At 65.9% G+C, this 15,553-nt stretch carries 14 protein-coding genes; 3 read left to right on the forward strand and 11 right to left on the reverse strand.

Annotated features, from left to right (window positions below; all coding sequences use genetic code 11):
- Positions 1 to 5 precede the first annotated feature (5 nt).
- Positions 6 to 749: a class I SAM-dependent methyltransferase gene (locus KA261_05995; GenBank protein MBP7697343.1), complete on the reverse strand. Its 744-nt coding sequence runs from the start codon at positions 747 to 749 to the stop codon at positions 6 to 8.
- 281 nt (positions 750 to 1,030) lie between these two features.
- Between KA261_05995 and KA261_06000 the strand changes: the two genes are divergently transcribed.
- The 3 genes from KA261_06000 (at position 1,031) to KA261_06010 (ending at position 6,002) form a co-directional block, all read left to right on the forward strand.
- The gene (locus KA261_06000) at positions 1,031 to 1,282 is read left to right on the forward strand and encodes a hypothetical protein (protein MBP7697344.1); all 252 of its coding nucleotides are present in this window, start codon (positions 1,031 to 1,033) and stop codon (positions 1,280 to 1,282) included.
- A gap of 131 nt (positions 1,283 to 1,413) precedes the next feature.
- Positions 1,414 to 2,925 (forward strand): efflux RND transporter periplasmic adaptor subunit, encoded by a 1,512-nt coding sequence (locus KA261_06005; protein MBP7697345.1) that lies wholly within the window; start codon positions 1,414 to 1,416, stop codon positions 2,923 to 2,925.
- Between the two features lie 8 nt (positions 2,926 to 2,933).
- A complete protein-coding gene (locus KA261_06010; GenBank protein MBP7697346.1) occupies positions 2,934 to 6,002 on the forward strand; it encodes an efflux RND transporter permease subunit in 3,069 nt (1,022 codons plus the stop codon).
- An 18-nt stretch (positions 6,003 to 6,020) separates the two neighbouring features.
- Here KA261_06010 and KA261_06015 read toward each other — a convergent pair whose 3' ends face one another.
- The 10 genes from KA261_06015 to KA261_06060 all read right to left on the reverse strand — a co-directional run bounded on the left by KA261_06015 (position 6,021) and on the right by KA261_06060 (position 15,379).
- Positions 6,021 to 7,001, reverse strand: coding sequence for an ROK family protein (locus KA261_06015; protein MBP7697347.1), 981 nt, complete (start codon positions 6,999 to 7,001; stop codon positions 6,021 to 6,023).
- 486 nt (positions 7,002 to 7,487) lie between these two features.
- Positions 7,488 to 8,720, reverse strand: a complete 1,233-nt coding sequence (locus KA261_06020; protein MBP7697348.1) for a hypothetical protein — start codon at positions 8,718 to 8,720, stop codon at positions 7,488 to 7,490.
- A gap of 220 nt (positions 8,721 to 8,940) precedes the next feature.
- Positions 8,941 to 9,477: a heme-binding domain-containing protein gene (locus KA261_06025; protein ID MBP7697349.1), complete on the reverse strand. Its 537-nt coding sequence runs from the start codon at positions 9,475 to 9,477 to the stop codon at positions 8,941 to 8,943.
- A 17-nt stretch (positions 9,478 to 9,494) separates the two neighbouring features.
- Entirely contained in the window at positions 9,495 to 10,421 is a 927-nt protein-coding gene (gene murQ / locus KA261_06030) for an N-acetylmuramic acid 6-phosphate etherase (GenBank protein MBP7697350.1), read from the reverse strand.
- Between the two features lie 93 nt (positions 10,422 to 10,514).
- A complete protein-coding gene (locus tag KA261_06035) occupies positions 10,515 to 11,312 on the reverse strand; it encodes a hypothetical protein (protein ID MBP7697351.1) in 798 nt (265 codons plus the stop codon).
- 99 nt (positions 11,313 to 11,411) lie between these two features.
- Positions 11,412 to 11,654, reverse strand: coding sequence for a DUF2892 domain-containing protein (locus KA261_06040; protein ID MBP7697352.1), 243 nt, complete (start codon positions 11,652 to 11,654; stop codon positions 11,412 to 11,414).
- A gap of 160 nt (positions 11,655 to 11,814) precedes the next feature.
- On the reverse strand, positions 11,815 to 12,063 hold the full coding sequence (locus KA261_06045; protein MBP7697353.1) for a zf-HC2 domain-containing protein: 249 nt from the start codon (positions 12,061 to 12,063) through the stop codon (positions 11,815 to 11,817).
- Positions 12,056 to 12,640: a sigma-70 family RNA polymerase sigma factor gene (locus tag KA261_06050; protein MBP7697354.1), complete on the reverse strand. Its 585-nt coding sequence runs from the start codon at positions 12,638 to 12,640 to the stop codon at positions 12,056 to 12,058. The genes KA261_06045 and KA261_06050 overlap by 8 nt, the downstream gene beginning before the upstream one ends.
- A 282-nt stretch (positions 12,641 to 12,922) precedes the next feature.
- Positions 12,923 to 14,035, reverse strand: a complete 1,113-nt coding sequence (locus KA261_06055; protein MBP7697355.1) for a DNA alkylation repair protein — start codon at positions 14,033 to 14,035, stop codon at positions 12,923 to 12,925.
- Between the two features lie 51 nt (positions 14,036 to 14,086).
- Positions 14,087 to 15,379 carry a mechanosensitive ion channel family protein gene (locus tag KA261_06060; GenBank protein MBP7697356.1) on the reverse strand — a complete coding sequence of 431 codons (1,293 nt, stop codon included), beginning with the start codon at positions 15,377 to 15,379 and terminating at the stop codon, positions 14,087 to 14,089.
- Positions 15,380 to 15,553 lie beyond the last annotated feature (174 nt).

A 15,553-nucleotide genomic window follows, 5' to 3' on the forward strand; every position in this document is an offset into this window, starting at 1 on the left:
CCCGCTCACGGCTTGCGCGCCAGGACGAATATGTCGCGGTTGGTGCGTCCGGTCGGGCGGCCATCGAGAGAACCGCAGCCCTCGATGTCTATGAACCCGACCCGCTCGAACAGGGCCCGGAGTTCGTGGAACGAATAGAGCCGCAGCGTGGTCCGGTGTACCTTCTCGGTCCCGTCTTTGAGGAAGTGCCAGGTATCGTGCATGACTGACCGCGCATAGTCGAACCGGCGCGTCTGGAGAATCCTCACGCCCCCGACTTCCGACCAGTCGCTCGGTGTGAAGTTCACGAGAATCCAGTCCCGATTGATTATGGACATCAGAAACCGGCCGCCGGGGCGAAGCGCCCGAAAGATCCGGCGGAGGACCAGCACATTCTGCGAATCCGACGGGAAGTACCCGAACGACGTGTACAAATTCGCGGCCGCGTGAAATTGAGCGTCGAAGGTTATCCGGCGCATGTCCTCGTGCACCAGCTCGACTCTCACGCCGGATCTGCGCGCGCTCGCTGCAAACTCGTCAAGATACGACCGCGTGAGATCGACGCCGGTGACTTTGAGACCCATCCTGGCCAGCGGCAGGCCGATTCTCCCGAACCCGCAGGGGCAGTCCAGAAATCTCATACCCTTCTTCATTTCAAGCTTCCGAAAGATGGCGCGCGCCTGCTTGAGGGTTTCTCCGGGCGGTTCGCGTCGAAAAGCCGGTCGAAAGTCCTCGAAAAATGTCTCCCACCACTTCTTCTCTCTCGCCATACCGTCTCCCTTTTCACTGCTGGACAAGGCGCCGATTCAGAACTCTGCGTGAATGCCGACGGGGAAAGCAAGGCAGAAGGGTCGGGCCAGTCAAGTACAAGTCCCACCTTCCGAACCCCCGGCCGGTAGCAAGCTTTTCTCTTGCCGAAAGCGGAGCAATTACGTATACTATAGCCTAACTTCAAGAGAACCAACCGGGGCCGGCCCGGTTACAGGCTATCATGAGACGCCGCCGACCAGATCTCTCTTGTGCCGGGATACTGATCCCGGTGGTGGCGTTGGTGGCGGCATCCTTTGCGCTTTTCGTGCTCGGCGAGTCGTTTTTTGAGGGGTGCGACGAGCACTGCGCCGATGAGAACCACGAAATCTGCACCTGCGCCCATTGCGCCAATTCCCCCCGGCTGGCGGACGAGTCGTTTCCGGTCGCGCCCGCGGACCAGGGAACGCACTTCCCCCTGTGCTCTCGCGGAACCGCCGTTCCCGAGCAACTCTGGATCCACGCGATCGACCATCCTCCCCGGATCTCCTGCTGAGCGCGTCCGCGGGGCCAAGCCCGGTCCCGGCGGCGTCCGCGCGTCCTTGTCTTCCCCAAAACGAATTGCCGAACCCAGGTGCGGCCGGCGGCGCGGCCTCACACCTGAACGAGAAATGGAGATCTGCACACATGAGTTACGCGTTGAGACTGAAGTCAGGGCTCTTGGCGGCGCTGTGCGCCCTGGTGGTGTTCGGATGCGGCGGCGCAGAACAGCCGGCCGGGGAGGCCGATGCCCACGCGGGGCACGCTCACGGACCGGGCGGGCACGCGGAGGCGGCCCCCATCGAGCCGCCGGCGGCGCAGGCCGACGACTGGTGCGCCGAACACCGGGTGCCGGAATCGCAGTGCACGGCTTGCGACCCCGCCCTGATCGCCGCGTTCATAGCGGCCGGCGACTGGTGCGAGGAGCACGGTCTCCCCGAGTCGCACTGCCGGCTCTGCAACCCGGGGCTGGGCTTTCCCCAGGAGGAGCCGGCGAGTTCGGCGGCGGATATCGCCGCCGAGGAAATCCGGGTCTCCCTCTTCTTCCGCCCCAATGCCCTGGTCTGCGCGACCAATGACGCGCTGATCCAGCTTGCCACAGCCCGGACGGCGGAGCGCGCCGGACTGACGGTGCAGCAGGTGCGGGCGGCTGAACTCGAGACGACGATCGAGGCGCCGGCGGAGGTCGTGTTCGACGAGACCAGGACGACCGCGGTCGCCACCACCGTGGCGGCGCTCGTCGCGCGCTGGGTGGCCGCGCCGGGGGAAACGGTGCGCGAGGACCAGGTGCTCGCGATCCTGCAGTCGCCGGAGGTGGCCGCGCTGGAATCGCAACTGCTCTCCGCCCACGCCGATCTTCTCGTGCACACCAACGAGCTGGCCCGGCAGGAGGAGCTGCGCGGCCGCGACCTGATCAGCGACGCCGAGCTGGAACGCCAGCGGGCGCTCTTTGCGCAGGCCAAGGCGGCCTATGTCGCCGGCCGGGGGCTGCTCCGGGCCGCCGGCTTGAGCGAGGATGACCTCGATGAGATCATCGCCGAGGGCCGCATTTCCAGCACCTTTGCGCTGCGCGCGCCGACCGCCGGACTCCTCGTCGAGCGCCGGGCGCTGCCGGGAGAACTTCAGGAGGCAGGCAGCGCCTTGGCCCGACTGGCCGATCCCGCGGTGATGTGGATCGAGGCCCGCCTCACCGAGGAACAACTTCGCCAGGTGGCGGTCGGGGAGCCGCTGACGTTTGCCTCGGATGGCCGCGGGTTGAGCCGGGTCGGCGGGAAAATCATCTGGGTCGCGCGGTTTCTCGACCCCCACTCGCGCACCGGGACGGTGCGGGCGCAGGTGGTCGATCACCGGCATACGCTCCAGGCCGGGGAGTTCGGGCGTGTCACGATTGCCCGGACCGGCCACCGCCGGGTCGCGCTCGTGCCGCGCGACGCCGTGCAGTGGGAGGGCTGTTGCAACGTGGTGTTCGTGAGAGAAGCGGCCGACCGCTACCGCCCGCGCAAAGTCGAGTTCACCGACGGCGCCGGTCCGTACTACCAGGTGCTGCGCGGACTCGAACCCGGCGAAGAGGTGGTAGTCGATGGCGCCTTCCTCCTGAAGACCGAACTGAAAAAGGCCAGCATCGGCGCTGGCTGCTGCGGCCTCGACCCGGTCGGCTGAGGGGGAGTATGCTGGGATACATAGTCGACTTCATGCTGCGCCGGCGATACGCCGTGCTCGCGGCCACCGCCGTCCTCTGCCTGTTCGGCCTGGCGGCCCTCTGGCATCTCCCCTTCGACGCTTTCCCGGACACCACGCCGGTCCTGGTGCAGGTGAACGTCGCCGCCCCGGGCTGGGCGCCGGAGGATCTTGAACGGCTCGTGGCATACCCGGTCGAGCAGGCGCTCACGGGGCTGACCGGGCTGGCGGAAGTGCGCTCGGTCACCCGCTACGGGCTGTGCCAGGTCACTACGATTTTCGACGACGGCGTCGATCTCTACCTGGCCCGCCAGCAGGTGAGCGAACGGCTGCCCGGCATCGCCCTGCCCGACGGGATCGGGGCGCCCGAACTGGGGCCGGTCTCCACCGGCCTGGGGGAAATCTTCCACTACATCGTGGTTGCCGACTCCGGGGACGTCACCGACCCCCGCACGGTGCAGGACTGGCTGATCAAGCCGCAGTTGCTGGCGGTGCCGGGGACAGCAGAAATCAACAGCTGGGGCGGGTTCGTCAAGGAGTATCTCATTCTCTTTGACCCGACCCGCCTCGCGCGGTACAACCTGCCGCTCGACGATATGGCGGCGGCGATTCGCGAGCAGCTCGGCAACGTGCCCGGCGGGCAGATCATCCGGGGAGGCGAGATGACTCTCGTGCGGGGGATCGGCCAGGTGGAAAATGTCGGCCAGATCGAGAACATCGTGGTCGCCGTGGTCGAGGGAACGCCGATCGCGGTGCGCGATGTCGCCGAGGTCGTGATCGGGCACGAACTGCGCCGGGGCGCGACGACCTACAACGGGCGCGGCGAGGCGGTGCTTGGACTCGGGTTCATGGTCACCGGCGAGAATCCGGCCGAGGTCACCGAACGGCTGGCCCGCCGGCTGGGGGAAGCGGCCGGGGGGCTGCCGGCGGGCGTGCGGGCGGTCCCGGTCTATGAGCGCACGAAAATGGTTGGCGAAGTGCTCTCGACTGTAGAGCATAATCTCTTCTACGGCGCCGTGCTGGTGGTGGCGGTGCTGCTGGCGTTTCTCGGCAATCTCCGCGCGGGCCTCATCGTCGCCTCCGCCATCCCGCTGGCGATGCTGTTCGCGTTTGATCTCATGTCGCGCGCGGGGATCACGGGAAGCCTGATGAGCCTCGGGGCCATCGACTTCGGCCTCGCCGTCGACAACGGCGTGATCCAGGTCGAGAACTCGATCCGGAGGCTGTCGCAGGCCGGCGGTTCAGCCTCGCGCCTGCACGTGATCCGCGACGCCATCCTCGAGGTGCGCAAGCCGACGCTCTTCGGCGAGATCATCATCATCATCGTCTACCTCCCCATTCTCACCCTCGAGGGGGTCGAGGGGAAGTTGTTCCGGCCGATGGCGCTGACGGTAGTGTTCATGCTGACCGGCTCGCTCATCCTGTCGTTCACGGTCCTCCCGGCGCTCATCGGAACGCTGCTGCACAAAGGGGTCCGCGCGCGCGAGCCGATCTTCGTCGGCTGGCTGCGGCGGCTCTATGCGCCGGCGCTCGAGGCGGCCCTGCGGTACCGCCGGGCCGTGCTGCTGGCGGCGGCCGTGCTGGTCGCCGGAGGGGTGTTGCTCTTTCTCCGGCTCGGCGCCGAGTTTGTCCCGCGCCTGTCGGAGGGAACGGTCGTAATCAACCTCGTGCGGCTGGCCGGGATTTCGGTCGACGAAGCGGTGGCTTACAACTCGCGCGTGGAGAAGAACCTGCTGGCCGCTTTCCCTGATGAGATCGACCACATCTGGACGCGCACTGGCACGGCGGAACTCTCGACCGATCCGATGGGGCTGGAGCAGTCGGATATGTTTATTTCCCTCACACCGCGGCGGCAGTGGACGAAAGCGTCGACCCAGGAGGAACTGGTGGCGGCGATCGATGCCGCGCTGGCCGACCTGCCGGGTCAGAACCGTATCTTCACCCAGCCGATCGAAATGCGGGTGAACGAGATGGTGGCCGGGATCCGCGGCGACATCGGCGTCAAGCTGTTCGGCGACGATCTGGCGGTGCTGGAAGAGAAGGCCGAGGAAATCGCCGCGCTGCTCGGAGCGATTCCCGGCGCGGCCGACGTGACCATCGAGCAACTCACCGGCCAGCCGCAGCTGCGCCTCGCGGTCGACCGCCAGCGGCTCGCCCGCTTCGGGCTGTCGGCCCGCGATGTCCTCACCGCGATCGAGAGCCTCGGCGGGCTCCGCGTGGGCGACGTCTACGAGGGACAGCAGCGCTTTGCGCTTACGGTGCGGGTGGACACGACGCTGGTCAGCGGGCCGGAGGATATCGGGGCGTTGCTGGTGCAGTCGGCCGCCGGGAGCCTGGTGGGACTGGACCGGGTGACGACGGCGACACTCGACGAGGGCCCGGCGGTGATCACACGCGAATGGAGCAAGCGGCGGATCGTAATCCAGTGCAATGCCCGCGGCCGCGACCTGGGGTCGCTGGTGCGCGAGATCCGCGAGCGGCTGGCCTCGGACATCACACTGCCGACCGGCTATTTCCTCCGCCTTGGCGGCCAGTTCGAGCATCTCGAACGGGCCCGGGTGCGGCTCGCGATAGTTGTCCCGGCGGCGCTCCTGCTCATCTTTGGCCTGCTCTACTGGACCTACCGATCGACGCGCGACGCCCTCTTGATCTTCTCCGGCGTGCCGCTGGCGGCCCTGGGGGGCGCGGCCATGCTGGCCGTGCGGGGGATGCCGTTTTCGATATCGGCCGGGGTCGGATTTATCGCGCTCTCGGGGATTGCCGTGCTCAACGGACTGGTGCTCGTGTCGACCATCAAGCACCTCCGTGCGGAGGGGCGCGAGATCACCGAGGCGGTGCGCGAGAGCGCCCTGGTGCGGCTGCGGCCGGTGTTCATGACCGCACTCGTGGCGGCGCTCGGATTCGTCCCGATGGCGATTTCCACCGGCGTGGGGGCCGAGGTTCAGCGGCCGCTGGCAACCGTCGTGGTCGGCGGCATCCTCACCTCGACCGCGCTCACCCTGATTGTGCTGCCCGCCCTCTACCTGACTTTCGGCCAGAAGACGGAATCGGAGGTCTGAGGATTGGGGCGCGCCGGCTCACCGGTGCGCCGCACTGTCGGCATCCCGCGCCAGATGGGCGGCGCCGACCGGCCCCGCGTCGGCGCCGAGATGCGCCTTGACGATTTCGAGATCGCCGGCGGCGGCCGGCAGGGCCCGCTGCCGAACGCCCTCGGCGACCAGGCCGATCAACTCGGGGCAGCCCTCGATGACTCCGCCCCCCAGGATGAGCCGGCGCGGATTGAAAGCGTTCACGAACGAGGTGCACCCGCCGACCAGGGCCGCGACCGCTTCGCCGATGATCCGTTGGGCGAGCGGATCGCCGCGGCGGAAAGCCTCGGCCGCCGCCTGGGCCGAGAGGCGCTCCGGGTCGCCATCGACCAGACTGAGGAGCAGGGCGCCGTCGCGCGGCGAAGCCAGCGCCAGCTCCCGGGCGCGCCGGGCGATCGCCCAGCCACCCGCCAGCGCTTCAAGGCACCCGCGGTTCAGGCAGTGGCATGGCGGGCCGTCGAGTTGAACCGTCGTGTGCCCCAGCTCGCCGGCGCTGTTGCGGTGGCCGGTGAGGATCCGCCCGCCGCTGATGACGGCGCCCCCGATGCCGGTCCCGACAAAGAGAACGACCACATCGGCGCACCCCCGCCCGGCGCCGAAATTCCACTCGCCCGCCGCCGCCGCGCGTACGTCGTTGGTCACAAACACCGCCCGGCCCAGCGCCTCCGCCAGCAGCCGCCCCAGCGGAACCTCGCGCCAGCCGCTCAGGTTGGGGGCGAAAGTGATAGCTCCCGAGGCGGCGTCGATTTGCCCCGCCACACCGATACCGACCGGAATCGCCGCCCGCTCGGGACACTGAGACTGAAGCTCCCGGATAATGTCCGCAAGCTGGGCAATGAGGATCTTGGGCGGGCCGTCCTTGCGCGTGCCCTCGTGCCGGACGTGCAGGGGCGAGCCGTCCTCCGCCAGCAGCGCCGCGCGGATCTTCGTTCCACCGAGGTCGATACCGATCGCCGGACTGCCTGTCATTTCCAATCTCTCAACTCGAAGAAGTGTCCTGTATGTGTGGCCGGGACATTTTCGGGCAATGTGTCGGGCGGAGAGAAACGGCGCAAGGGAGAAAAAGCGGGCGCCGGGGCGAGAGCAATTTCAGCAGTAGGCGCCGAGGAAATTGGAAGGCAAAAATAAAGGGCAGGATTGCGAGAATCCTGCCCAACGCAGGGCTGTCTCGGTAAGAGACAGAGGGGGGCTTTTCAGAAGCTTTTCAAAAACTTTAACAACAATACATGCTCACTGGTTCGCAAAGCAAGCAAAAAATTCGTAAAAAACACAATTTCTTGGACAAAAATGCCGTTTTTCTCGCCTCGCCCTGACAAATTCTGTCTGCACAATCGCAATCCTCGTTCGGGCCCCCTGACAGAATCTGGCGAACACCGGAAGTAAGACCGCTGCCGGCCCGGCCGAGCCGGACCGGCAGCGTCTTTGCAAGCGGGGCTTTTCCCAACCGATCAGTCATTAGTGGCCATCCCCTTCCCCATTGCGCCACGGATCGAAGTTATCATCATCGCCGGGGCCGGGGTGATCCGACCATCCGTCGTTATCGTCGTCGTCATCCCACGCCTGGCCGTAGGTCCGGCCGCAGTGAAGACGCCACATGCCCTGGAAATACCCGGGCTTGGCCGGACGAAAGTCGGAGGCAAACTTCCCGCGGAGAAGGCCGATCTCGTTCCGGTCGGCATCGTAGATGCGTCCGGCAAACCACCCGCCCGCATGGCGGCGGGCCTGATCCGAGGCATGGCGGTCGGGATGCGGCATCCAGGTCCCGCGGAGGAACCCTTCGAAGTTCCCCCGGTCGTCGACCCATTTGCCGACAAATACGTTTTCGCCGGCGTCGTTGCGGCCATACGTCCCCTGCAGCCAGCCCTCGAGGTAGCCAAAGCGGGACATCCACATCCCGCGAAATTCGTTGTTCCCTTCTTCATCGACGCCCCAGAAGCCGGCGAGGAAACCGCGCGCGCAGGGGACGCGGTCCATCCGGAAAGCGTGGAATGCGACAGCGTTGGAGTCGTCGAGGTAGACGATCGTGTCCAGGGCCACCAGCTCACCGAGCGTGAAGGTGCGCGTGTAGGGACCGGTCGCAAACGTTACCTCAACCGGCTCGCTCGGGAAAGTATCAATGACCGTCTGCCAGGTGGTGTCGCCGAGCGTGTCGACGATCGGAATCTCGACGGTGTCGACCACGGCGTGCGGCCGGGGGACAAAGATGTCGATAGCCACGCCGTCGTGATGCACCGTTGTCCGGCTCACCCACGCGACGAGTTTCGGGTCGGTCCGTTCGAGAACGTAGTCCTGTGCGGGCTCGAAAGCGATGACGCGGCGGACGATCTCGACGCCCCGCGTGACCGCCAGCGACCCGGTCCAATCGGTGGGCGTCGTGACTGTCGAGTCGTAGCGGAGCCGCCCCCACACGACGCGGAGAGAGAAGAACCCCGCCTCGGGATCGCCGACGATGGAGTCGGCCGCCGGGGAAGCCAGGATCGGATCGTCGTAACTCACCTCGCTGCCCGCCCCGGCCAGCAGCGAAGGATCTCCGAACCCCGGCGGTTCCGGAGTCGCAGTGTAACCGCCGAAGAAGTCATTCAGATCGGCGGAATTGGTGGCGGCGGTGTCGGCGGGGTTGTCGGAACAGCCGAAAACCAGAAGGGCGAGGATCATGAGGGGGACCAGCGTGAGCGCTGTGCGAGGCATGGTCGGTTCTCCTTCCTTCTCCTTCCGGGTTCCTTCGGTCATCCACAGATAGGATCAACAACCGTGCCAACGGCGGCGGGGCGAGGCTAATTTCCGGAAAAACAGCGGCTTAGGGCGGCCGGGCAAGAACCCCGGGACGCGGCAGAGTGTACCGTACGGTACGAACGGCACACTCCCCGGCCGATTCGGTACAGGACGGAGCGATCCGCAACCGTGTGCGTCACTGGCCGCGGCTCTGTTCCAGAAACAGGACTGTGCGATCGATCCACGCAAACACAGAGTCGCGCTCCGCCCCGTCGATCTTGGCCCCCCAGTGCATCAGCCGGTAGCTCAGGGGGGGCATGTCTCCCCGGTCGATCTCCTTGCGCATCTTCTGCAGCAACGGCACCTGGTCGGCATCGCCCGCAAAGGGGAAACCGTCGGTGAAGTCGAGGTGCTCCCGCCCCTCCTTGATGTGGTCGTCGATCATGCCCGAGATCACCGGGAGGCGGTGGTACCAGGGGTATTCCGTGTAGGCGCTGTGGCAGTCATAGCAGGAAGCGCGGAGGATCGGTTCGACGGTGCGGAACTGTTCGTTTACCCGGTTGATCACCGGATCCGGAATGCTGCCGGAGGCGTCGCTGCGCGCGCGGCGGGTGTCACGCGGGTCGGCCGGCTCCCCGGCGTCACTGCCGGCGACCATGGCGGCGTAGGTCATGAGCACGGCCGCCGCCGCGGCGAGAGCGAAGCCGATCCGGAATTGGCGTATCGTGGACACGGCTCTGCATCCTCGGTTTAGGGATTCTCCTGTTGCAGGACGTTTCTCACGAAGCCGCCGTGGCGGGCCAGCAGGGCGCGCGCCTCGGCTGCCGTACATTTCAACTTCTGCATCACGATGGCCGTTTTGACCGATCCGCCGGCCGCCTCGAGGAGCCGGTCGGCCTCCTCATACTCGAGCCGGAGCAGATCGATCAGGATCTTGCGCGACCGGGCTGCGAGCTTCTCCGAGCGGGCCTGCAGATCGACCATGAGGTTGCCGTACGTTTTTCCCAGCAGCACCATGGCCGCGGTCGAGATCATGTTGAGCGCCATCTTCTGCGCCGTGCCGGATTTCATGCGCGTCGAACCCGCGATCACTTCCGGCCCCACCGGCAGCGCAATGACGACATCGAGACCGGGCGGCAGATTGACCGGATCGTTGCAGATGAGGAAGGCCGTTTTCGCGCCCAGGCTGCGGGCATACTCCAGCCCCGCCCGGGTGTACGGGGTGCGCACGGAGGCGGCGAGGCCGATGACAAAATCCCCCGGCCCGAGCCCGTGGCGCTGCAGATCGGCCGCCGCAGCGTCGGCGCGGTCCTCGACGCCCTCCTGCGACAGCACCAGGGTGTCGTACCCGCCGGATATGACGCCGATTATACGGGCCGGGTCGGTGCCGAAAGTGGGCGGGCACTCGGCGGCGTCGAGCACGCCGAGGCGGCCGGAGGTGCCGGCGCCGATGGAGAAGACGCGGCCACCGGCGCGCAGGACGGCCGCATAGATTTCCGCGGCCCGCGCGATCTCCGGCAGCGCCCGCTCGACCACGGCCGCCACTTTCCTGTCCTCCGCGTTGATGATCCGGACAATTTCCAGGGCCGGCAGGCGGTCGATGTCGACCGTGTTTTCGTTCACCTGCTCGGTGCCGAGACGGGCGAGTTCCTCGATGAGAGCGCGGCGATCGTCCATGCGGGCAAAGTAGAACGGGGCGCGGCGGAAATTCAATAAAAAAGGGGCCGCTCCAAGCGGCCCCATCGCAATTCGATCGCGCGCCCGCCCGCTTTAGTTGGCCAGCACCTCGACGACGCCGTAGTTGCTCACCACGACCGTGCCGACACGCCCGGCGAGTTCCCCGCCGTCAAGGTTGTCGTCCAACTGCGCCGGCAGCGGCACCGGGAGCCGCAGCGCCGAGAGGGCGCTGTCGGGAGCGCCGGTGTAGGCATAGACGAAGATGTAGTAGAGACCGGGGTTGGGCTCGCCCCCCTGCAGGTTGAAGCGGGTGAAAGCCGAGTCATTGATCGTGACCAGGGTCAGCGCCTGGTCCACAAACTGCGTCCAGCCGATCCCGTCGAAAACCGAATCCTGCTTGACGGCGGCCACAATGTAGCCTTCCGCATTGACGGCCGCGTTCCACGTCACCCGCACCGGATCCGACGTCCCCTTCAGTTGCGGAGAGATGTCGGTGATGACCGGTTTGCCCGGGACGACGGCGAAGAGGGTATCGGCGAACACGGTGCTGTCCGCGAGGTAGACCGGCGCGGAGCCGAGCAGGAGGCTGTCTGCCGGACCCAGCACCCGTCCGTAGACCCCCTGGTCGAAAGTCGGGCCGTTGTAAAGGAGGGTGTCGTCGCCGACCAGGATCGTCATGGTCTCGGCGGTGTCGCCGTTCTTGAAGACCTGCATCAGGGCCGAGGCGATGTTGCTGTTGGGCTCCTTGATGAGCGCGCCCGCGACCTGGTATGTCTTTTCGTCCGGCGCGAAGACATCCTTGGTCGGGCTGCTGCAGCCGAACGCCCACACGAGCGCCAGCCCGAGAGCCGACGCCATTATCGGGAGAAACCGCATATGTCGTTTCATCATAGTATCTAGTATCGTCACCGACGGCCGAACGGTTAAGCCTAAAAAAGAGGAGGCGGATCGACCCGTGATCCGCCTGCCTGGACACTTACCGCAAAGGGGCTACGCCCGCGAGGACTGGGCCGAGCGCCGCCCCGCGGGAGCGGCCGCCTCGGCCTGGTCCTTGAAGAAGAGCTTTTTGAGCATCCACTGGGCCGGGCACAGACCGGTAAAGGAGGACTGCACCATGTTGAACCCGGCAAAGGCTGTCAGGAGCAGCCACCACGGGGAGACCCACAAGTAGAGGGCCAGCGATAGCAGAACCACGAAACCGGCCCAGAGGCGAACGGCGTTTTCCAGAGTCATTGTCCACCACCTTTTAGCTTGGCGATCGAAAGTCATTTCCGTCGTACCCGTTAGATGCAAAACAAGGCAAAAAAGATTCCAATTTTCGGGGGAATTCCGATAGCGGCCGGTCCGGGGGCTTCCGGCCCCATCAGGTGCGACGTAAAATTCAACAGCCCAGCTACTTACCGAACTTCTTCCGCCACTCCTGCCGGAGCAGATCGGTCAGTTTCTGTTGCAGCGATTCCGGGAGCTTCTCTTGGCGGCCCTCCCGGCAGAGGATCACAGTCTTGCGGAGGGTATCGACCATGATCCGGCAGTTTTCGCACCGGCCGATATGCCGCTCGAGTTCCTCGCAGAGCTCCGGCGAGATTTCGCCATCGAGGTAGTCGTTCAGGTCGGTGACGTATTCAGCGCATTTCTTACCCATTGTGGCCCTCGAACTGTTTCGCGAGGCGGTCCCGGACCGCCAGCCGCGCCCGGAGCACCCGGGACTTGGTCGCGGCGACCGACTCGCCGAGCAGTTCGGCTACCTCTTTTATTGGGAGTTCATCGATATAGCGCAGGACGAATGCTTCGCGGTACGGCAGGGGGAGCTCGCCGATCGCGCGATCGATCGCGGTGCGCAATTCTCCCTGCTCCAAAAGCCGGTGGGGGTCCCGCCAGTCGTACACCGTCGGCCCGCCGTGATCCCGGTCGTGGGCAGGGAGGTAATCTTCGATCGGCCGGAGGTCGGCGCGTTTTTCGCGGGCCAGCGCCATGCGGGTCTCGTTCAGAGTGATCGCATACAGCCAGGTGCCGAACGCGGCTTCGCCGCGGAACTGGTCGATCCTGTCGATCGCCTTGAGGAACGTATCCTGCACGATGTCCTCGGCATCGAGTTGGCTGCCTGTCATTTTGAGAGCCAGGTTGTACAGCCTGGTCCGGTGGGCGGCGATCAGTTCGGTGAAAGCGTCGAAATCGCCGGCCTGGGCCCGCCGCACCAGCTGTTGTTCTTTCTCGTCCATAGGATTGGTATATACCCGGAAAGGATGCAGAAAAACAAGCGGGAAGGCGCGGGGGCGGCTGACAGTCTTTGTCCGGCCCGGCGTTGTGGACTTCCAGGGCCTTCTTTTTCGAAATCTTCCGGAGGCGGGAAACTCCCGCGCCTGCCGATAGGTTATGGAGAGTGGCAAAATGACCAGACTCGATGGCCCGGATTGACAACTCGTTTGACACCGGCCATCACCGCTCCGTGTCGTCACCCCTCCCCCGGCACGGAGCTCTTTTTATGTGCGCCGGCCCCGGTCTCACGCGAGCGTGAAGTCCGCGGCCGCGACTGTCCTGCCGTTCACGATGATTTCGAGACGATGCCGTCCGGGGACATGTTTCCTCACCGACACATCGGCGAACGACTGTCTCACCTGCAGCGCAAGCGTCTCCCCCGGCGCAATCGTCTTCTCGGCCAGCTTGAACACTTTTGGCGACGTCTTCCCGTTCTTCTTGACATAGTGGACGCGGTAGTCGATCGCCAGCTTCTGGCGGCTCTGTGCGCGCGAGGTGACGGTGAACGGGAAGGCGGCGTCCGCGCCGATCGCCACCGCCCGGCGCGGGGGGCGCGGGCCGGTGACGGAGATTTTGGGGTTGGCGGTGAAGCCGAAGATGGGAAATACCCGCGGGTCGCCCTTTTTGATGAGGCTCCGGCAGGCGTGGCGGACAATCCAGGTCGTGCCGGCATCCCCGTCTTTGAGCCAGCGGAGGGCGGCGGTGATGACGAGGTCGGGGTGGTCTTTGGAGATGTCGTTGAGGTTGTTGGCGACCGCGGTGCGGACATATTTCGAGGGATCGGCTTTCAGCTTCTCCAGCAGGGCGAGGACGGGGCGCGGGTCTTTCTTGTACGCCCCGATGTGCGCAACCCAGACGCCCCTCGGCCGCGAGCCTTCGGCCGCCAGCCGCCGGACGTGCTCGTCGGGATCGGCGGCCCACTCGTGGAGGATCGGCAGCAGGCGGTCGGGGAAGCTGTTCAGGAAGGGCCTAATCGCCGATTCTGCCGTGCTGTAGCGGGTGAGCGCCTTCATGCCGCGCACCGAATCCTCGAAATGCGCGAGGCCCTGCAGCTCGATGAATGTCATGGCCGCCCAGTTGTGAAATCCATCGAGGCGGGGAGCGACGGCGATCAGCACGTCGACCGCCCGGCCGTAATCGCCCGGCAGGTATTCGGCCAGGGCGCGGGCAATGGCGCGCCCCCGGTCTTTGAACTCGAGGCGCGGAAAATCATCGGTGATGACGGAAGCGACGAAGCCGGGAAGGTCGAAGGTCGGACAGACCGCCTTGATTGCCCGCCCCATCGCCGTGACCGAGGCGCGGCTGTAGCGGTTCTTGAAAAGATCCCGTTCGGGTTCGGGCCGGGTGATTCGGGGCATAGAAGCGAAAACCTCCTTGGGACAGCCGTTGGCGCATGGGTGTCCCCGCGGTTAGGGCGAGGGCGCTCCCCCGGCCGCAGCCGGCGGCGCCGGCCGGTGATCTTGCGGAAGAAGCGCCGCGAGTCCCCGGACATCGTGACCGCCGGGGAGCTGGAATATGCGCAGGTCGAACAGCGGCACGGCAGCGAGGATGTGGTCGAAGAGGTCGGCCTGGAGGGCCTCGTAGTTGGTCCAGATCTTGTCGCGGCTGAAGGCGTAGATTTGCAGCGGCAGACCTTTCTCGGTCGGCTCGCGGTGGCGGACGAGGAGGGGCAGGTCGGGGTTGATGAGCGGGTGGCGGCGCAGGTAGGCGGAGACGTAGGCGCGGAACGTGCCAAGGTTGGTCATGTTGCGGCCGTTGACCGGGTGCCGTCGGTCGATTCCGTGGGCGCGGTTCCACTCCTCGATTTCGCCGCGGCGCTGCCGGACGTACTCGGTAATGAGCTGGAACTGCTCGAAACGATCGAGCATCTCGGGCGTGCAGAACCTGATGCTCGACACGTCGATGCAGACCGCGCGCATGATTCGGCGCCCCCCCGACTCCTGCATCCCCCGCCAGTTCTTGAAGGAATCGGCGATGAGGTGGTACGAGGGAATGTTCGTGATCGTGTTGTCCCAGTTGCGCACCTTCACGACGTGCAGCGTGACATCGACCACCTCGCCGTCGGCCCCGTACTTGGGCATCTCGATCCAGTCGCCGATCCGGACCATGTCGTTGGACGACAGCTGGACGCTCGCGACGAGGCCGAGGATGGAGTCGCGGAAGATGAGCAGCAGGACGGCCGTCATGGCGCCGAGCCCGGAGAGCAGGAGCCACGGCGAGCGGTTCATGAGAGTGGCGATGGCGACGATGCCGACAAAGACGAACAGGATGATGCGGGCGACCTGGATGTAGCCGCGAATCGGCCGCTGGCGGGAGATCGAGAACGTCTGGTAGACGTCGTCCACCGCGGACAGGAAGGCCGAGAAGGCGAACAGGCCGGTCATGATCATGTAGACCATGGCCGCCCGCTCGATGCCCTCGCGGATCGAGGGGAACAGCCCGGCGCAGAAGTAGAGTACGAGACCGGGGGCGAGGTGGGCGAGGCGGTTGAAGAAGCGCCGGTGGAGCAGCGCGTCGTCCCATGTGGTCTGCGTGCGCATGACGAAGTAGCGCACGATGCGGAGCACGATGACCTGGGCGGCGGTCTTGGCGATCACCATGGCGCCGGCCACGGCGACGCCGACGATCAGCCACGACAGCCACTCGGCCGCCGCGACGTTCACCCGGTGATTGATGAGCCAGTTCTGCACCAGTGTCCGCATACGTCCTCTGCTCCCAGTCGGTTCCCCCTTAGGGTTAGCGAAAACGTGCGGCCAAGGCAAACAATAAATGCGGCGGTGCGCCCCCGGCGCCGGGCCCCGGCCCGGGCCCCGACCGGCGCCAAAATCTGTTGCGCCCGGCGCCTTCGCGAGTATGTTGGGGGCAAATCACCGAGG

The sequence above is a fragment of the Candidatus Zixiibacteriota bacterium genome, assembly GCA_017999435.1.
Taxonomy (GTDB): Bacteria; Zixibacteria; MSB-5A5; order GN15; family FEB-12; genus JAGNLV01.